The following is an 18,883-nucleotide window of genomic DNA, read 5'->3' as shown; positions in this document are numbered from 1 at the left end:
CCCCTCACTCTGAGCCGATGGGCAAATTCGCGCGAAGTGAATGATTACAGACGAAAATTTCAAAATCGGGTAAAATGACCGGCTTAATTTTATCTCTCTAACCGCATAATTTACGGGAAAGTTTCATGAGTTCACGCGCACAACGTTTATCCATTTTGAAATCCTTGCTGGCCGAGCGAGTCGTCATCCTTGACGGTGCCATGGGGACAATGATTCAGGGCTTAAACCTGAGCGAAGAGGATTTCCGTGGCGAGCGCTTTGCCGACTATCACATGGATATCAAAGGCAACAACGATATTCTGGCGATGACCAAACCGGACGTGATTCGCGATATTCATTTGGACTTTCTGCGCAAAGGTGTCGATATTGTCGAAACCAACTCCTTTAACGCCACCACCATTGCACAGGCTGACTACGACATGCAGGAATATGTCAGCGAGCTGAACCTTGCCTGTGCCAAGGTGGCCCGCGAAGCATGCGACATTGCCGAGTCAGAAGACGGCAAACCGCGCTTTGTCGCAGGTGTTTTGGGGCCAACAAACCGCACTGCGTCTATCTCGCCGGACGTCAACGACCCGGGTTTCCGTAACACCTCTTTCGACGAACTGGTTACCGCCTACAAACAAGCGACGCATGCTCTTCTGGAAGGTGGTGTGGACACCATTCTGATTGAAACGATTTTCGATACCCTAAACGCGAAAGCGGCAATCTTTGCGGTTAAAGAAGTGGAAAACGAAGTCGGTTATGAAGTTCCGATTATGCTTTCCGGTACTATCACCGACGCCTCCGGCCGTACCCTGTCCGGTCAGACCACCGAAGCCTTCTATAACGCCGTGGCACACGCCGAACCGCTTTCGGTCGGCCTGAACTGTGCCTTGGGACCGGAAGAGCTGCGCCCTTATGTACAGGAACTGAGCCGCGTCTGCGAAACCTATGTGTCGATTCATCCGAACGCCGGTCTGCCGAACGAATTCGGTGAATACGACGAAACCCCGGAACAGATGGCGGCGGAGATCGCACACTGGGCCGAGCACGGCTGGATCAATATTATCGGTGGTTGTTGCGGTACCACGCCGGATCACGTACAGGCCATGGCGGAAGCCGCGCAAAAACACCCGGCGCGCACCTTGCCGGAAATCCACCCGGCCTGCCGCCTGTCTGGTTTGGAACCGTTGAATATCGACGAAGACTCGCTATTTGTGAACGTCGGTGAACGTAATAACGTCACTGGTTCGGCCAAATTCAAACGCCTGATTATCGAAGAGAACTACGAAGAAGCGATCGAGATCGCCGTGAAGCAGGTGGAAGACGGCGCGCAGATTATCGACGTCAATATGGACGAAGGGATGTTGGACGCCAAGGCGTGCATGGTCAAATTCCTCAACCTGCTGGCCTCCGAGCCGGAAGCGTCGCGTGTTCCGATTATGATCGACTCCTCGAAATGGGAAGTCATCGAAGCCGGTCTGAAATGCATTCAGGGTAAAGGGGTTGTTAACTCCATCTCGCTCAAAGAGGGCGAAGAAGCCTTTATCGAACACGCACGCAAAGTAAAACAGTACGGTGCGGCAACCATCGTTATGGCCTTCGACGAAGACGGTCAGGCGGACACGCTTGAGCGCAAAATCGAGATCTGTAAACGCTCCTATGAAGTACTGACCGAAAAAGTCGGTTTCCTGCCGCAAGACATTATTTTCGACCCGAATATCTTCGCGGTCGCGACCGGTATCGAAGAGCACAACAACTACGGTCTGGACTTTATCAATGCGGTAACCTGGATTAAAGCCAACCTGCCGCACGCCAAGATTTCCGGCGGTGTCTCCAACGTCTCCTTCTCCTTCCGCGGCAACAATCCGGTGCGTGAAGCGATTCACTCGGTATTCCTGTACTACGCGATTAAAGAAGGCATGGACATGGGGATCGTTAACGCCGGGCAAATGGCGATTTACGATGACCTGCCGGAGAAACTGCGCCTAGCCGTAGAAGATGTCATTCTGAACAAAGACCCAGAAGCCGGTGAACGCCTGCTGGAAGTGGCCGAAGAGTTCCGTGGCGACGGTTCTGCCGCCAGTAAGGTCGCCGATACCGCTTGGCGCGAAGCCTCGGTCGAAAAACGTCTTGAGCATGCGCTGGTCAAAGGGATCACCGACTTTATCGAAGAAGATACCGAAGAAGCCTATCAAAAACTCGGCTCCGGTCTTTCGGTTATCGAAGGGCCGCTGATGGACGGCATGAACGTGGTCGGCGATCTGTTCGGTTCCGGGAAAATGTTCCTGCCGCAGGTGGTTAAATCGGCCCGTGTTATGAAGCGCGCGGTGGCCTATCTTGACCCTTATCTGCTGGCGGCGAAAACCGAAGGCCAGCAGCAAGGTAAGATCGTCATGGCGACCGTTAAGGGCGACGTACACGATATCGGTAAGAACATCGTCGGCGTGGTACTGCAATGTAATAACTTCGAGGTCATCGATCTGGGGGTTATGGTGCCTGCCGAGAAAATTCTCGACACTGCGGTGGCCGAAGGCGCGAATGTGATCGGACTTTCCGGTCTGATTACCCCGTCGTTGGAAGAGATGGTCAATGTCGCCAAACTGATGAAAGAGCGCAATATGGACTTGCCTCTGCTGATCGGTGGGGCGACCACTTCCAAAGCTCATACTGCTGTCAAAATCGAACCGCAATACGATCATCCGGTGGTGTACGTTAAGGATGCATCACGTGCGGTCGGTGTGGCGCAAAGTCTGATTTCTAACGACCTGAAAGCCGACTTTGCAACGAAGATTCGTGCCGAATACGAGCAGGTGCGTGAAGAGCGTAAAGCGCGCGCCAAGCAGGTCAAACGTGTGCCGATTAACAAGGCGCGTGAAAACCGTATCGAAATCGACTGGAACGGCTATGCACCGGTGAAACCAAGCTTCCTCGGTTCGCGCGTGATTGAAGATTACCCGCTGGAAAAACTGCTGGAACGTTTCGACTGGTCGCCGTTCTTCCAGTCGTGGGAACTGCACGGCTTGTTCCCGCGTATTCTCGACGATAAAGTCGTCGGTGAAGAAGCGCGTAAGGTGTATGCCGATGCGCAGGCCATGGTGGAGAAAATCATCTCTGAAAAATGGCTGACTGCCAAAGCCGTGTACGGTTTCTATCCGGCGAATGCGATTGGCGATGATATTGAAGTTTATACCGACGAATCGCGCACCGAAGTACTGACCGTTCTGCACAATCTGCGTCAACAGGCGGAGAAAAAACGCGGCGGTTATAACCAGTGTCTAAGCGATTATATTGCGCCGAAAGAAACCGGAATTGCCGACTATGTCGGTCTGTTCGCCGTTTCCGGCGGTATCGGCTGTGATGAAAAAGCGGCGGAATTTGAAGCCGAGCACAACGACTATGAAGCGATTATGCTGAAAGCACTGGCGGATCGTTTTGCCGAAGCCTTTGCCGAAACTTTGCATGAAATGGTGCGTAAAGAAGAATGGGGCTATGCGCCGGATGAAGATCTGGATAACGAAGCGCTTATTCGCGAGAAATACCAGGGCATCCGCCCTGCTCCAGGTTATCCGGCCTGTCCGGAACACACCGAAAAAGGCACCATTTGGGAACTGCTTAAACCGGATACCGAAATCGGTCTGGAACTGACGTCAAGCTACGCCATGACGCCAACAGCGGCGGTTTCCGGTGTCTACTTCTCGCATCCGGATTCCAAATACTTCGGTATCGGTTCAGTCGGTCGCGACCAAGTCGAAGACTACGCCCACCGTAAAGGCTGGAGCGTCGAAGAAGCCGAGAAATGGCTGGCGCCAAACCTTGGCTACGACCCTGAAGATTTTGCGCAGTAAGCAAATCATTAGCCATGTATAATAAAGGCGCTTTTTAGCACCTTTTTTGTTATCTAATTTATATACATCCTATAAAGAAGACAAAACAACATGGATATTACCGCTACTATTAGCACGGCTCTAGGAAGTATAAAAACAGCAACAGATATTGCTAAAGTTCTAAAGGAAAGTGATTCATCTTTAGAAAAAGCCGAATTAAAGCTAAAGCTTGCTGAAATCATATCTGCACTCGCTGATGTAAAAATGGAAATGTCTGATATTCAACAATTAGTTCATTCCAAAGATGACGAAATAAACGCCCTAAAAAAAGCCTTATCAACTGAAGAAAACTTAAGCTGGGAACATCCATACTACTGGCATATAGCAGACAATGGTAAAGAAGGTCCGTTTTGCCAGCAATGTTATGATAAAAATAAAGAATTAATCCGATTACAAGGCAACGGAGAAGGCTACTGGGAATGTAAGACTTGTAAGAATAGTTACACTGATGATAACTATTCTCCATATATAGGTACAGCTAGTTATCATAGTCCTTTTGATGAATTTTAATTACGAATAAACCAAGTAACATTTAATAGTTAGGCTCACCATATGGAATTATCGGAAACATTGCGTCAATTAAAAGCTGTGATCGACCAACAAAAAAAGCTAGAAAATGGGAGATGTAATATTTCTCACTTTGACTGCGATAGTGATTTAGGAAAAATAGCAGTTTATTTTACTGATAAAAATAATAAACCATTACTAGCCCCGCGCCGAATTAATATAAGCTGTAGTAGTGCTGACAATATCGATATGATTTATGAAAAATTCAAAAATAAATATCCTGAGTTATTCTTGTAAAAAAATACAATTCAGCTTATAACTGGTGAAATAATTGGGGTCAGAGCCAAATTAAATTTGGCAATTTTAATTGAGAAGCCTTTTAAATATTTCACTTTCCCTCAATTTTAACCTAACGACTTCCCCCAACTTTGTTGCTTGTCCAACAAACAACGAACTCGGCGAAGAGCCGAGAAAGTAAGCAAAAAAAGACACCCCGTTCCGCTTGCCAAGACTGAGTAGCGCTTAATTTTGCGCGGCTTTAACTCGCCCGCAAGCGGGCTCAAACAGCCACCGCCGCTCCTGCAAAAATTTTCGCTAACTCAGCCTAAGCGCACTCCAAAGTGGGATTTTAGTCTTTAGGCAATGCTTTCACGAAATACCCTTTCTACTATTTTCAGGCGATAGATTCTTATGGCTGTTTTGACTAAAAAAATGCCAAATAAAATGGGTTCCCTTTAGAGTTCAGATTTAGAGTGGCTTAGTGATAATTTTGCAATAGCGGCGGTGACTGCCTGACCGAGCAAAGCGAGGGAGTTAAAGCCGCGCAAAATTGAACGTTAGCCAATCTTAATCTAACGGTTAAGGGTGTATTCTTTTGGTTCTTTTCTTGTACAAGCAAGAAAAGAACAGGCAAAGTAAAAAGCTAAATTAATTCGAATAACTCTCTAACTGAAATAGCAACTCAACCAGCTCAACTTGGTCATTAAGCAGTTGTTGATGCCATTGTTTTAGTTGTTCTTCACACGCTGGATCCACATCCGCTTGTTGCCATAGGTCTTCAATAAAGTGCGCTAGCGCACGTTTTTCAATGCGGAGCATGGCTTGAGCTTGTTCGGTGGTTAGGCAGTCCATATGCGACGCGGCACCGAAGTCGCCAAGCAGCAGATGCCCCTCTTCATCAATCAAGACATTATGCGCATAAAAGTCGCCATGCACTAAGCCTTGTTGATGCAGATGATTCAGCGCCAAAGTGGCTTGTTGCACTAGATGAATCAGCATGGTTTGCGTGAGTTGAAAGCCCTCGGTAAACTGGTCGCGAGTGCAGGATTCCAGACTCGGTGGCAATCCCAGGTTTTGATAGTGACTCGGAATCAGTTCCATCACCAAGCCAAGTTTTTCGGCATTAATTTTTGCTTCCACTTTAACCAGATTCGGATGCTGACCTGCGGTAATACAAGCGCGCATTTCATCTTCCGGATAACCGTCGCTGGTGACATCGCCCTTAAAGATTTTGACCGCTTTTTCTGTACCGCTTTCCAATTCTTCCGCAAGATAGATATGCCCGGACGCCCCCTGCCCTAATAATTCTTTAAGCTCAAACGCCTCGAGTTCGGAAACCAATAATTCATCTTGCGCAGTCGATTCGTTTTGGCAGAAAGGATTCCCCGCATAAGCGCACCACGCCAGGCTTGGCATTTTACCCAGCACATCGGGAAATTCTGTTAGCCGGTTGGCCGAGATACGGATCAACTCTAATCGCTTACAGCTCGCCAAAGTGGTCGGCAGAGCCACCAATTGATTACTGGCTAAGGCTAACTTTTGTAGTCGAGGCGTTTTATCAAAACAGTCCGGCAACTCAGAAATTTGGTTGTCGGTCAGAATCAGCCAGCGCAGTTTTGACGGCAGAGCTTGCGCCGATACGCGCTCAATCTGGCAGCTTTTAAAACCAATCATCTCCAGGTTTTCGCACTTGCCGAGCACTTCCGGCAGCTCTGTAAACGGATTCAGCGAACAGAAAAGTATCTTCAAATTCGTGAAACGGTATAAATCATCCGGCAGTTCCGAGAGATGATTATTGGACAGATCCAAGATCTCCAGGGTATCGACCTGTTGATAAAGTTCGACAGGAAATTCAGTAAGGTTGTCAGAAATTTGAATGCGGGGTGCGCAGTTTAAAGCGCCGGATCGCAGCTGTGCTAAGGTGCTCACAGAAAGGTTTCTCTTATTGGTTTTTGGATTTATTGCTTGGATTTGGCTTTGCGCTCACGAATGATTTCACGTTGCGTAAACAGATAAAGCTGTTCGATTTTATCGCGTGCCCAATCCGTTTTTCGTAAAAACGTCAGGCTCGATTTAATCGACGGGTTGCTTTCAAAACAGTTCATGCGCGTTTTTTGCGCCAAGCCCTCCCAGCCGTAATACGCCTGTAGCTCGGTGACAATGGTTTTTAAGGTAATGCCGTGCAGAGGGTTATTGCGCTGCGAAGAGGTCTGTTCTATACGCGGGCGCGGCGAGCCTGATGATTTTTTCGCAGCAGACTTAGCAGGCTTAGCTTTCGATTCGCGCTTTTTCTGCGGCGAACTCTCTTGGTTTGTCATTTATCCATCCTAAAAACAGCTTACACATAGACGAGTGAGTATACCGGAGTAAATACAATTCTACTCAAACTGGGGAGTTCACGTACAATAGCGCTTAATTCATTCCTTAGCCACAGGCGCCGCCATGATCGACTCTCACGCTTCCGATTCTTTTTCTGAACTTAATCTCCGCCCTGAACTTCTGAGAGCTTTACAGGCTTTGAATTTCACCCGGATGACACCAATTCAGGCGCAGAGCGTACCGGGCATTCTAGAGGGTAAAGACCTGATTGCCCAAGCCAAAACCGGTTCCGGTAAAACCGCAGCATTCGGTCTCGGCCTGTTGCAATCGCTTGATCCCAAATGGTTCAGCACTCAGGCACTGATTTTATGCCCGACCCGCGAACTGGCAGAGCAGGTCGCTTCGGAAGTCCGTAAACTGGCGAGTCAGATCGAGAACGTTAAGCTGCTCTCTTTATGCGGCGGTGCGCCTTTCAAACCGCAGGCGGCGTCACTGGAATACGGCGCGCATATTATTGTCGGTACACCGGGGCGCGTGGAAGATCATATTAACCGCGGCACGCTGCATTTAGACGATTTGAATATTCTGGTGCTGGACGAAGCCGACCGTATGCTGGAAATGGGCTTTCAGGAATCCTTGGACGCAATTATCGAGCAGACTCCGGAATCGCGCCAGACATTACTGTTCAGCGCGACCTTCCCGGAATCGATTCAGCAGCTTTCGGCGCATATTCTGAAAAATCCACAGCACGTCAAAGTCGAATCCGTGCACACTGAAAGTGCGATTCGCCAACATTTTTATGCGGTTGCCAATGATGCCGAACGCCAAAAGGCGGTCAGACTGGTCTTGCTGGCGCATCAGACCACTTCTGCGGTGGTATTCTGCAATACCAAACGCGAAGTACAGGAGCTTACCGACGATCTTAAAGCGCAAGGATTCAGCGCCGTCGCCCTGCACGGCGATCTGGAGCAGCGCGAACGCGATCAGACTTTAATTCAGTTCGCCAATCAGAGTGCGACCGTTCTGGTCGCTACCGATGTGGCGGCACGCGGTTTGGATATTGATTCGGTCGAAGTGGTGATCAACTACCATCTGGCGCACGATCCGGAAGTGCATATTCACCGTATCGGACGAACCGGTCGTGCCGGCAAAAGCGGTTTTGCCTGCTCGCTGATCAGCGACAAACAGAGTTATAAGGTCGCGCAACTCGAAGAAGCCCTTGGCATTAAGATTGAAACCGAAGACTTGCCGGATGATTCCGTCCTGATGCAGCGCCCGATCAAGGCACCGATGGTGACGCTTCTGATCGATGGCGGCAAGAAAAGTAAAATCCGTCCGGGCGACATTCTCGGCGCACTGACCGGCGAAGGCGGGATTGCTGGAGATCAGGTAGGTAAAATCAAAGTTACGGCGATGCGCTCTTATGTTGCGGTCAGCAAGAAAGTCAGCCAGCAGGCGCTGAACCAGCTGAACCACGGCAAACTGAAAGGACGAAAAGTCCGCGCGCGTTTTTTGAACTGAAGACACTCCATATACACGGGTCTTGCGCCCTTTCCTGAAACAGGCTCCGATTTGCTTGCCCTTGCCTCCGTGTCGGCGGCAAGTTCATCGGACCTCTTCCAGTGAGATCCGACTAGATCAGCATATACTTATACACCATACCCGTCGTACAGACCCGAAACCGTCATGGTTTCCTCTCATAACTGGGAGTCGCTTTTTAAAATGGCAAGATTTGTCACAACAAATTCCAGTAAAGCCGGTTTTTTGTGCTATTTTTCTCCTATAACCTCAATGCATACTCTAGTGCAAAGACAGCTAACGAAACTTGTCTTTGCGCCGATATAGAGAAAAGTACCTTTTTGGAGACCCTATCCCATGAGCTCAGGCAACGAATATTTTTTGGCGGACGATTTAGTCATTTTGTCGACGTCGGATCTGGTAGGTAATATCGTCGATTACAACGAAGGTTTCAGAGAGGCGTCCGGTTACAGCGACGTTGAAATCGCCGGCAAACCGCACAATATTCTGCGCCATCCGGATATGCCTAAAGAGGCATTTGTCGATTTCTGGAAAACGTTGCAAGCCGGAAGACCCTGGCAGGGGCTGGTTAAGAACAAACGCAAAAACGGCGACTATTACTGGGTCATGGCGAACGCGACCCCTATTATTGAAGGCGGCAAGATCACCGGCTATCTATCGGTAAGATACCCGGCCACCGATCAGCAGAAACAATACGCCAGCAAACTGTATGCGGATATCAAAGCGGGCAAAGCCAGCTTCCCATGGACCAAGCAGGAACCTAAAGCAAAACAGTTCACCGTGCCATTTATCAGTTTGTCTGTCGCGCTTATCGCAATTATCGGCTTAGCGCTGCAAGCGCAAGCTTCTTCCATGACTTGGGGTCTGGCCGGACTGGGCGCGGTTGCCTTGATTGCCACCGTTTGGTCGATTTTACAAAGCAGCAGCCTTTCCAAAGGGATAACAAGCGGCATTGAACAGATCGCCAACGGCAATCTTCAGGAAGCCGTGGCCGATAAAAGCGAGCTGGGCTTTCTGATCAATATGCTGCGCACCCGGGTCGCCGAATCGGAAGCGAAAAGCTACGATTCGGCCAAAAATGCCGCCGTCCTGACCACTGCGATGAACAGTGCCAGCACGAATTTAATGGTCGCCGATGCGGAATTTAATATTAAGAGCATCAACCAATCGCTGGCGGAGATGTTCAAACGCAACGAGAAGAGTTTGCAAAAAGCCTTGCCTAATTTCAGAGCAGATAAGGTCGTCGGCTCGAATATGGACGTATTCCACAAAGACCCTGCGCATCAGCGCAAAATGGTGCAGGCCCTGATGGAGCCGTGGAGCGGTAACCTGACCGTTTCGGACCTGATTCTGGAACTGACCGTGGTTCCGATTATCCGTCAGAATCAGAAAGTCGGTTATGTGGTCGAATGGCTGGATAAAACCAACCAGATCAAAAACATCAACGACATTACCCGCGTTCTGCGCCACATTGAAGAAGGCGATTTCAACTACCGGGTCGATGTTTTCCCGGGCGATTTGGAAGAACTGGGCAATACCATCAACAGCACCATGACCACCCTTGGCGGCGTGATGAGTTCGATCAGCGATGTCATGACGGCTCAGGCACAGGGCGATTTAACCAAAGAGTTGCCGGCCGGCGTATTTAAAGGCCAGGTTCACGATCTGAAAAATGCCATCAACTTCTCTTCGCATAAAATCAAAGAGGTAGTCGGCATGACTTCCGAGGTGTCCATCTCCGTGGATACCGCCGCGCGCGAGGTCGCACAGGGATCACTGGCTCTGAGCGGAAGAGTGCAGCAGCAGGCCTCCGCTCTGGAAGAAACTTCCGCCACCATGGAGCAAATGAACTCGCAAGTACAGAGCAGTAGCAGCAACGCGCAGGAAGCCAACAGAGTCTCCATCGACGTTCAGGGCAAAGTCGAACAGGGTGTCGGCGTTATGCAGCAGACGATTCAGGCGATGACGGCCATTGAAGAATCCAGCCATAAGATTGCCGATATTGTGACCCTGATCGACAGCATCGCTTTCCAGACCAACCTTCTGGCCTTGAACGCCGCGGTTGAAGCCGCCAGAGCCGGCGAGCACGGACGCGGTTTTGCGGTTGTTGCTTCGGAAGTCCGCAATTTGGCGCAGAAATCCGCCGAAGCCGCCAAAGAGATCAAAACCCTGATTGACGAAACCGTGGAACGCGTCAGTCAAGGCTCGACACTGGCTTCCGAATCGGGCGAAATGCTGAACGATATCAACCTGTCGATTGAACAGGTGGCCAATATGGTTTCGCAAATCGCGCAGGCCGCTCAAGAGCAGGCGGAAGGCGTGCAACAGGTTCATCAGGCGATCAGTCAGATCGACAGCGCAACCCAACAGAATGCTGCCCTGGTCGAAGAGACCAGCGCATCTGCAGAAAATTTAAGACATCAGGCCGAAACCCTGCGCAGTGAAATGGCTTATTTTGATTTAGGGGAAACCCAGATACTGGATGCGTCGAAATATTCATTAACCAAGAAAGAAAATTCCTAAATTGCGATCTTTAAAAATTTTATTGGTTGAAGACAACGAAATCTTCCAACAAATTCAGGCACACATGCTCACCAGACTTGGTCATGAAGTCGTTACCGCATCCAGCGGTCAAAAGGCTCTGGCCACGTTAAAACTCTTTTCGTTTGACGTCATCCTGATGGATTTGGTCATGCCGGAAATGGACGGTTTCGAGTGCGCCAGACAAATTCGGGAAATCAACATTCAGACCCCCATCGTTGCACTGAGCGGCAACGATTCTCAAGAGACCAAGGACGCCTGCTTTGATGCGGGAATGAGCGGTTATTTAAAAAAACCGACCGATAAAGACACCTTTGAATTCATGATGCAGCAGGTTCTTGCTCAATAGCATCCTGCAAGCCCTTGGCGGCTTTGGAATTCGCGCCTTATTCCTGCTCTTGTAAGGTTTCCCAATGCACTTCGCACTCCCCTTTCGCCGCCGCGATATAAGCGGAGTTACCGCTAATGGTGACAGAAAAGTCCATGGTGCGTTCCAACATGGCGGCAAAGGCCTGGATTTCATTCCAGTTAAAGCGGTAAACATCGACATCGAGATGGCTGAACTGTGCCTGCCCCTGCTCCCACCAGACATCGGATTTGCTGTTGAAGCTATAGACTCTGACCTTCTGCGCTTTGCGACTGGCTTTTTTGATCCTATCGACCGCCGGTTCGCCGACATCGATCCATAATGCCAGCTGGTCATCCAAAGTGGTCAGAGAAATCGCCGGATCATCGACTTCGCTCAAACCGGCACCGAAATCCAAGCCTTCCTGTGCATTCAGACAGTACGCCAGTAAACGCGTCATCATGCGCTCGTCATTCTCCGAAGGGTGTTTGGCCACGGTCAGACTGATGGCATCATAATGCGAACGGTTCAGATCGGACAGCGAGATTTTGAATTTATAAACGGTCGGTTTCAGCGCCACGGAATACCCTTTGAAATATCAGCTTTAAAAACAGGCGCACATCATAAACCCAAACGCGACCGACAACGGCAGAATATTGCAGCATTGACGCCAACAGCGATTCGCTCCGTAAACAGCCGACCGGTAACCGGCGCATCGCTGCAAATTCCTGATATTATTTACAAAGTTCCGTTTAATTACATAAAGTTTGCACTTTTTTCTTGCATACTATCGAGCAGACACATTTGCCCCGGAACCGTGAAAAACCGGGCATTCGGTCATTACACTGTTCTTATTCGACTGGGAGGATTCCGCTTTGAAACCAATTAAAATTGCTTTTGCATTGATATTCCTGTCATTGAGCGGACTCTGGCTACTCGCAGATACTCTTCTGCCCGAACCGATGAACTATTTCGCTTTTCGCGGCGTATTCGTGCAATACTCCGGCGTGATCGCCATCGGCGTCATGAGTGTGGCGATGATCCTGGCACTGCGTCCGGTCTGGCTTGAAGCTCGTCTGAACGGTTTGGACAAGATGTACCGTCTGCACAAGTGGTTGGGTATTACCGCTCTGGTTTTCTCAGTTCTACACTGGTGGTGGGCTCTGGGCACCAAATGGATGGTCGGCTGGGGCTGGCTGGAGCGGCCGCAGCGTGGTCCAGGAAGTCAGGAACAACTGCCTGTCATAGAACAGTGGTTCCGCGACCAGCGCGGACTCGCCGAAAGCCTGGGAGAATGGGCATTTTATATTGCCGCTGCCCTGATGATTCTGGCGCTGGTTAAATGGTTTCCGTATCAGTTATTCAAAAAAACGCACAAATGGCTGGCTGCCGTCTATCTGGTACTCGCCTTCCACAGTGTCATCCTGATGGACTTCGACTATTGGCGTCAGCCGGTCGGCTGGGTGATGGCCGCGCTGTTGCAGGCGGGAACCCTGTCCGCCATACTGGTTCTGCTCGGTCGCATCGGTCGCGGCAGACAAGTTCGCGGAACGATCCAGTCGATCTCGTCCTACCCGGGCGTACACGCAATCGAAGGAAGCATCCGGTTAGACCAGAGCTGGCCTGGCCACGAGCCCGGACAATTCGCATTTGTCACGTCAAATCGTTCGGAGGGCGCGCATCCCTATACCATCGCTTCCGCCTGGGATCCAAAGAAACCCTGTCTGACCTTTATCGTCAAAGAGCTGGGAGACTGGACTGAAAAACTGCACTCGCGCCTGCACGTGGGCATGCCGGTCACGGTTGAAGGGCCATACGGCTGCTTTCACTTCAAGGACCATCAGCCTCGGCAGATCTGGATCGGCGCCGGAATCGGAATCACGCCTTTTATCGCCAGAATGAAGCATTTAGCCAAGCATCCCGGAAACCAGAAAATCGATCTGTTTCATGTCACCGCTGATTACGATCAACAGGTCATTGACAAATTGTGCGCCGATGCCGAAGCCGCCAACATCCGTTTACACCTGATCGTGACACCGAAAGACGGACGTCTGACGCCTGAACAAATTCGCGAAACCGTACCGGAATGGCTGTTGAGCAGTATCTGGTTCTGCGGTCCGAGCGGTTTCGGCGAGCACCTGCATCGGGATTTCATCGACCACGGTCTGCCAGGCGAGGACTTCCATCAGGAGTTGTTCGCCATGCGTTAAAGTTCGCCTTAAAGGACTTTAAGCGACGCGTCATCGATTGGACTGCCCGATCCGGAATGCCTTTCGCGCCGGGTTCCAGTATGATGACGCCAGATAGAGAGAATCGATTCATGTCATTTCTTAACGCTATTTTCCGTCTGTTCGGTTACGAGTGGGTTAAAGACGAAACGCCGTACCAGCGCGACGACGACCCGCGAACCGATGAAGGTTGGGACGATCTGTATGAACACTCGCCCCGTTACAAACTGCGTAAAATCAAACCGGATCGCAAATAGCTCAGGGCATAATGGCGCTTTTCAATATCGACTTGAACAAATCTTCAACAGAGAACAATCATCCCTAATGGCTTTACTTGATTTCGCAACGCGCAAATTACGCTACCGGCAACTCAAACATACGATCGACAGTCGACTGGATTACAGTACCCGCGGCAAAACCTGCCTGAATGTCGGCGGCGGTTACGGTGACGCCCATAAGCTGCTCAGCAGTCTGGGATTCGAAGTCACAACCTGCGATGTGGACGGCAGCTGTACTTACTGCGATCTGAACGCCCACCTGCCGTATGCCGACAACAGTTTTGACCTTGTGGTCTGTCTCGCGGTTCTGGAGCATTTGGACGACTGGCAGAACGGTCTTCGGGAACTTAAACGGGTTGCCAAACAATTGGTCATCGCAACAACCCCGTCGGTCTACGGAAAACCGGTTCTGGATACGCTGGCGGCCGTGCGGATGGTTAATAAAGCGCATATTGACGACCACAAATATTACCTGACCCGCAAAGATCTTCTCGACCACGGATACGAACACCGCTATTTCACGTTTTTTCTGAATCAGCTTGCGTTGCTTGAAAAAAAGGCGTAACACTCGCCCCAAAAGCCCCGATAGACGGCACGCAAGTACCGATTCAAATGTAATCAGCGGAAATTAGACTTTATTAATCCCGGCAACAAAGCTAATCTAGAAACACATCAACATTTAAAGTCTTTGCTACCATGAAACAAATCCTGCGCAAACTTGCCGCCCCCATTCTGCGTCCGCTGGAAAATTCCGGCGGAGAATACGAATACAGCCCATCTCACCGCACCGTGCTGAAAATTATGGGCGTGCTGTTTTTCGGAATTTCCGGCATTTCCCTGTATTTCTCTCTGATGATCAACGAACTGGGAGGCCTGCTTCCCGTCGTTCTCTTCGGCGGTATCGGCCTGATCTGTCTGCTTGTCTCCTATGTCGGCACCGATAAAGAAGTCGCCAAGCTGTGGCGAAACCGTAACGAGAAATTCTCCAAATAAACTCCGGAGCGTTCCGCCGGGAAAAGCGTTCTAACGGAAAGGGAGTCGTGCACTATGTCAGAAATCCTTATTGTTTATTCCACTGTGGACGGCCATACCAAAAAGATCTGCGAGCGCCTGCGGAAAACACTGGAACACGACGACAATCAAGTAAGCACTGTCTCTCTTGAGCAGGCGATACAAATGGATCTGGAGCCTTTCGACAAACTGGTTCTCGGAGCGAGCATTCGCTATGGAAAATACCGCCCCGCCGTCTTGCATTTTATCGAGCAGAATCTGGAACTTTTGAATCGTAAAGCGAGCGCGTTTTTCTCGGTCAATGTTGTCGCGCGAAAAACGGAAAAAAACCGCCCCGAAACCAATCCTTATTTCAAAAAACTCTTTAAGCAGACCGACTGGAAGCCCGCGAAAGCGGATGTTTTCGCTGGAAGAATCGACTACCCAAACTACACCTTCCTTGACCGGCAGATGATCCGCCTGATTATGAAACTCACACACGGCCCGACCGACACCGCAGCCTCTTTCGAATTTACCGACTGGGATCGTGTCGAGCACTTCGGAAAAGCGATCGACCGTCTGCAGACAGACTGACACCTTCGGAATCCCATGGTGCATGCTTAAGGATCAGCTTCCGCTCTCCGGCAGAATCGCGTAAGTCCCCGTCGCATAGGCCACCAACTGCTCGCCGTCGAGTAGCTCAATGGTCACAAAAGAGACTTTCTGACCTTTGCGTTTGACCGTGGCACTGGCCACCAAATGCTTGCCGGAAGCCGGTTTCAGATAATTGACCTTAATTTCCATCGTCACCGCCGTGAACCCTTCGTCGAGATTGGAAACCGCCGCATACCAGCCGGTATTATCCATCAAGGTGGAAATCACCCCGCCGTGAACGAATCCCATATGCTGCAAATGATAGGGTTTAACATGTAATTCGACTTCGGCGCTGCCGGACTCAAACGCCGTCAATTCCGCGCCGATATGTTCCAGAAAAGGGAACTTAATATTTCGCATCTTAACCTCAATACCTTGTAACGGCTCTTCGTGGTTTTTGCACACTCTCTCAAGGGATGAAAAAAGCAAACGCTTGAATCCGCTGTGCAAATCGTCCAGAATAAAAAAGTGTAGTGATCACTACTCTTGTGAATTTTAACAAAGAACCGATTGAATTAAACAGCCGTTTCAGAATTACCACGGAGCATTTATGTTTCACCCCAAATACCAGCACATTGTTTTCGGCTTTTTTATGGCCCTGTTGATGTCGTTTCTGATGTCCGCCGTTGTCAGCATCATCAATATAGGTATTCCGGAAAACTTTCTAGGCATCTGGTTTCACGCTTGGTGGACCGCCTTTATCGTGGCTTTCCCGACGGTTTTATTGGTTTCCCCGCTCGTTAAACGAATTACCGGCCTTCTGATCCGCACCTGAATCGTGGGCTATCAGCCATTCAGATTTTCTCAAGCCCCCTATTAAATCCGCTAAAATACCCCAAGCTTTTTTTATGAGAAGAATGGTATGAAACGGGTAGAAACTTTTTTCGAAGGCTTACTGTTTGCCAGTCGCTGGCTGATGGCGCCGGTTTATCTCGGTCTGGTGATGGCCATGATCATTCTGCTTTTCAAATTCGGCAAAGAACTGCTGGATCTTGCTTTGAGTCTCGGCAGCGCCTCCAGCGGCAACATCATTATCGGCGTACTGACACTGGTCGATGTCGCCTTGATCATGAACCTGCTGATCATCATTATTTTCAGCGGCTACGAGAATTTCGTTTCCAAAATGGATCTGGAAAACCATGAGGACCGTCCGGAGTGGATGGGGCATATCGGGTTTTCGGATCTGAAAATCAAAGTCATCGCATCGATTGTCGCCATCTCGGGGATCGAGCTGCTGAAAGCGTTCATGAACGTCGAAGAATTTAGCGATAAACATCTGGCATGGATGATCGGTCTGCACGTTACCTTTGTCGTTTCCGGCGTTATGTACGCCTTAATGGACAGATTGGGGCACAATAACCACAGTGCATCCAAAGCGGATAACGAGCACTGAATTTTTTAAAACAGCCGGACCTTGTACAACCCATGCGTAAACACCCGAATTCCGAATCCCTGCTGCAAAGCGTAAAATCCATCCTGCCGACGGTTCGTCAGGCAGCGCTCGAATCGGAACGGCAGGGGCATTTAACGGACGATCTGCTGACGATCTTATTTGAGCAGCGCCTGTTCCGTCTGTTTATCGCCGACAAGTACAATGGCGAAACAAGCGATCTACCGACCGCATTGCGCGTATTTGAACTGATCGCATCGGCAGACGGCGCTACCGGCTGGTTGGTTATGATCGGTGCCGGCGGCGGGCTGTTTTCCGGCTTCCTCGAAGAAGACGCTGCAAGAGAAATTTTTCTACCGGAGCGGGCCGTGATTGCCGGATCAGGCATGCCCGTCGGCCAGGCAAGAACAACGGCAAACGGTTTCGATGTCAGCGGACGCTGGCCCTATGCCAGCGGCGCCTACCATGCCACCTGGTTTACAGCCAACTGCAAAATCGATGGCGGGGACAAGGAGATTATTTCGATTGCCGTACCGGCGGAACAGGTTGTAATTCACGACACCTGGCAGGTGTTCGGAATGCAGGCGACCGGCAGCAACGATTTCAGTATCCACTCTGCCGCAGTTCCGGACGCTTTTACTTTCTCGCTGGAGAATCCGCCGATTGCGGATGAAGCGATTTTTCGCTGCCCGCTGGAAACCTTGGCCAGTCTGTCTTTTGCCAGCGTTGCAGTAGGAATTGCGCAACATGCCTGCGAAGCATTTGAGGAGCTGATCAGCCACAAGACAATTCCCGGTTCGACAACGCCGTTAAGCGAAGACAGCGATATTCAAAACAGAATTGGAAACGCACAACGGCTGATTGCCCCAAACCGCGATCGCCTTTATCAACTGGCCGAAAGCCTCTGGGCATATCTTGAACAGGGGATTTCGCCGCCGGAAGAACTCCTCCGTCAGGTACAGCAAAATTGCCGGGAAATTGTACAGGCCAGTGTCCGTTGCGCAGATCTGTTAAAAGCGCGCGCCGGTATGGCCGCGGTTTTTATCGATTCGCCTTTCGGCCGTGCCTGGCGAGATCTTCAAACACTAAGCCAGCATGCCATTGTCGCCCCTTCGGCTCAGGCGAAAGACGATAAAACACCATGATGCAACCCTACCGCCGCGTCGATTTCCATGCCGCTTTAAGACTTGAGTACAAACAATTATTCGCACCTGCACAGCTTGACGAAAACGGCCCCGTCATTTAACTTTAATTCAATCCTCTTAGATTCCAAATCGAGCTCGCCATGTCTTCCATTCCAAAAACATTCCGTCACTTTTTCTGGCTGTTTTTTATCCTGTTTCCCATTAGCTATTCGCTTCAGGCGCACAGCGCCAAAACCAACGATAACTTCAATGAGATTATCGCCACGCCTCAACTGCTTAAAAAGCTGCAAAATGGCGGTTATGTTCTGTATATGCGTCACGGCAACACGGACAACAGTCGCCCGGATCGTGTACCTGCGGTGGATTTGAACGACTGCAACACCCAGCGAGTTTTGAATCAGAAAGGCATTGAGGTCACGACTCAGGTCGGTAACTATGTTCGCCAGGCCCAGATTCCGGTCGGCGACGTCTTTGCCAGCCCGATGTGCCGAGCTAAAAACTCGGCGAAAAACGCATTCCAGAATGTCATATTGGAACCGGGACTGATGTATACCGGAAGTATGACCAGTGAGGAGAAAAAACCGGTTATCGCCAAAACCCGCAGCCTGATCTCGACACCGGTCAAACCGGGAAAAAACCGTATTCTGGTCGCTCACGCGCCTAACATGATGGATCTGATAGGCTATTTCCCTGAAGAAGCGACCCTGGTCATCTTTCTGCCGAAAGGCGATAACCAGTTCGAATATCTTGGCAGTATCCGTCCCGGAGACTGGCCGAAACTTCTTGGCGAATAAGGGG

19 protein-coding genes are annotated in these 18,883 nt (G+C 50.2%); 15 read left to right on the top strand and 4 right to left on the bottom strand.

Features of this window, described 5'->3' with window-relative positions; genetic code table 11:
- Window positions 1-125 precede the first annotated feature (125 nt).
- The 3 genes from metH (at window position 126) to J3999_RS09390 (ending at window position 4,673) form a co-directional block, all read left to right on the top strand.
- The gene (metH, locus tag J3999_RS09400) at window positions 126-3,830 is read left to right on the top strand and encodes a methionine synthase (RefSeq protein WP_208127639.1); all 3,705 of its coding nucleotides are present in this window, start codon (window positions 126-128) and stop codon (window positions 3,828-3,830) included.
- 90 nt (window positions 3,831-3,920) lie between these two features.
- On the top strand, window positions 3,921-4,379 hold the full coding sequence (locus J3999_RS09395; RefSeq protein WP_208127638.1) for a hypothetical protein: 459 nt from the start codon (window positions 3,921-3,923) through the stop codon (window positions 4,377-4,379).
- A 42-nt stretch (window positions 4,380-4,421) separates the two neighbouring features.
- Window positions 4,422-4,673: a hypothetical protein gene (locus tag J3999_RS09390; protein WP_208127637.1), complete on the top strand. Its 252-nt coding sequence runs from the start codon at window positions 4,422-4,424 to the stop codon at window positions 4,671-4,673.
- A gap of 630 nt (window positions 4,674-5,303) precedes the next feature.
- Here J3999_RS09390 and J3999_RS12050 read toward each other — a convergent pair.
- Window positions 5,304-6,584 (bottom strand): leucine-rich repeat-containing protein kinase family protein, encoded by a 1,281-nt coding sequence (locus J3999_RS12050; protein WP_208127636.1) that lies wholly within the window; start codon window positions 6,582-6,584, stop codon window positions 5,304-5,306.
- Between the two features lie 29 nt (window positions 6,585-6,613).
- Window positions 6,614-6,973 carry a VF530 family protein gene (locus tag J3999_RS12045; protein ID WP_208127635.1) on the bottom strand — a complete coding sequence of 120 codons (360 nt, stop codon included), beginning with the start codon at window positions 6,971-6,973 and terminating at the stop codon, window positions 6,614-6,616.
- A gap of 124 nt (window positions 6,974-7,097) precedes the next feature.
- On the opposite strand from J3999_RS12045, the gene dbpA reads away from it, so the two are divergent.
- From dbpA to J3999_RS09365, 3 genes are all read left to right on the top strand, one after another.
- Entirely contained in the window at window positions 7,098-8,495 is a 1,398-nt protein-coding gene (gene dbpA, locus J3999_RS09375) for an ATP-dependent RNA helicase DbpA (protein WP_208127634.1), read from the top strand.
- A 354-nt stretch (window positions 8,496-8,849) separates the two neighbouring features.
- The gene (locus tag J3999_RS09370; protein ID WP_208127633.1) at window positions 8,850-11,036 is read left to right on the top strand and encodes a methyl-accepting chemotaxis protein; all 2,187 of its coding nucleotides are present in this window, start codon (window positions 8,850-8,852) and stop codon (window positions 11,034-11,036) included.
- Between the two features lies 1 nt (window position 11,037).
- The gene (locus J3999_RS09365; RefSeq protein WP_208127632.1) at window positions 11,038-11,403 is read left to right on the top strand and encodes a response regulator; all 366 of its coding nucleotides are present in this window, start codon (window positions 11,038-11,040) and stop codon (window positions 11,401-11,403) included.
- 37 nt (window positions 11,404-11,440) lie between these two features.
- Here J3999_RS09365 and J3999_RS09360 read toward each other — a convergent pair whose 3' ends face one another.
- Window positions 11,441-11,980, bottom strand: coding sequence for a YaeQ family protein (locus tag J3999_RS09360; protein ID WP_208127631.1), 540 nt, complete (start codon window positions 11,978-11,980; stop codon window positions 11,441-11,443).
- Between the two features lie 295 nt (window positions 11,981-12,275).
- Here J3999_RS09360 and J3999_RS09355 point away from each other — a divergent pair, with 295 nt between their 5' ends.
- The 5 genes from J3999_RS09355 (at window position 12,276) to hemG (ending at window position 15,490) form a co-directional block, all read left to right on the top strand.
- Window positions 12,276-13,610, top strand: coding sequence for a ferric reductase-like transmembrane domain-containing protein (locus J3999_RS09355; RefSeq protein WP_243755415.1), 1,335 nt, complete (start codon window positions 12,276-12,278; stop codon window positions 13,608-13,610).
- A 110-nt stretch (window positions 13,611-13,720) separates the two neighbouring features.
- Complete coding sequence (locus J3999_RS09350; RefSeq protein ID WP_208127630.1) at window positions 13,721-13,885, top strand: hypothetical protein; 165 nt, start codon at window positions 13,721-13,723, stop codon at window positions 13,883-13,885.
- 67 nt (window positions 13,886-13,952) lie between these two features.
- Window positions 13,953-14,471 (top strand): bifunctional 2-polyprenyl-6-hydroxyphenol methylase/3-demethylubiquinol 3-O-methyltransferase UbiG, encoded by a 519-nt coding sequence (locus tag J3999_RS09345; RefSeq protein ID WP_208127629.1) that lies wholly within the window; start codon window positions 13,953-13,955, stop codon window positions 14,469-14,471.
- 131 nt (window positions 14,472-14,602) lie between these two features.
- Window positions 14,603-14,899 (top strand): hypothetical protein, encoded by a 297-nt coding sequence (locus J3999_RS09340; RefSeq protein ID WP_208127628.1) that lies wholly within the window; start codon window positions 14,603-14,605, stop codon window positions 14,897-14,899.
- 54 nt (window positions 14,900-14,953) lie between these two features.
- Window positions 14,954-15,490, top strand: coding sequence for a menaquinone-dependent protoporphyrinogen IX dehydrogenase (hemG, locus tag J3999_RS09335; protein WP_208127627.1), 537 nt, complete (start codon window positions 14,954-14,956; stop codon window positions 15,488-15,490).
- A gap of 33 nt (window positions 15,491-15,523) precedes the next feature.
- Here the strand turns inward: hemG and J3999_RS09330 are convergent, their stop codons facing one another.
- Window positions 15,524-15,910: a PaaI family thioesterase gene (locus tag J3999_RS09330; protein ID WP_208127626.1), complete on the bottom strand. Its 387-nt coding sequence runs from the start codon at window positions 15,908-15,910 to the stop codon at window positions 15,524-15,526.
- A gap of 190 nt (window positions 15,911-16,100) precedes the next feature.
- Between J3999_RS09330 and J3999_RS09325 the strand changes: the two genes are divergently transcribed.
- From J3999_RS09325 to J3999_RS09310, 4 genes are all read left to right on the top strand, one after another.
- Window positions 16,101-16,325, top strand: coding sequence for a DUF2798 domain-containing protein (locus J3999_RS09325; RefSeq protein WP_208127625.1), 225 nt, complete (start codon window positions 16,101-16,103; stop codon window positions 16,323-16,325).
- An 87-nt stretch (window positions 16,326-16,412) separates the two neighbouring features.
- Entirely contained in the window at window positions 16,413-16,943 is a 531-nt protein-coding gene (locus J3999_RS09320) for a TIGR00645 family protein (RefSeq protein ID WP_208127624.1), read from the top strand.
- A gap of 32 nt (window positions 16,944-16,975) precedes the next feature.
- On the top strand, window positions 16,976-18,085 hold the full coding sequence (locus tag J3999_RS09315) for a hypothetical protein (RefSeq protein ID WP_208127623.1): 1,110 nt from the start codon (window positions 16,976-16,978) through the stop codon (window positions 18,083-18,085).
- A 140-nt stretch (window positions 18,086-18,225) separates the two neighbouring features.
- Window positions 18,226-18,879: a histidine phosphatase family protein gene (locus J3999_RS09310; RefSeq protein WP_208127622.1), complete on the top strand. Its 654-nt coding sequence runs from the start codon at window positions 18,226-18,228 to the stop codon at window positions 18,877-18,879.
- The last annotated feature ends 4 nt before the right edge of the window (window positions 18,880-18,883 follow it).

This window comes from Thiomicrorhabdus sp. 6S3-12 (genome assembly GCF_017571475.1).
In the GTDB taxonomy this organism is placed as follows: domain Bacteria; phylum Pseudomonadota; class Gammaproteobacteria; order Thiomicrospirales; family Thiomicrospiraceae; genus Thiomicrorhabdus.
Note: the sequence above shows the minus strand (reverse complement) of the source record. Positions and strands in the feature narration are given on the sequence as shown.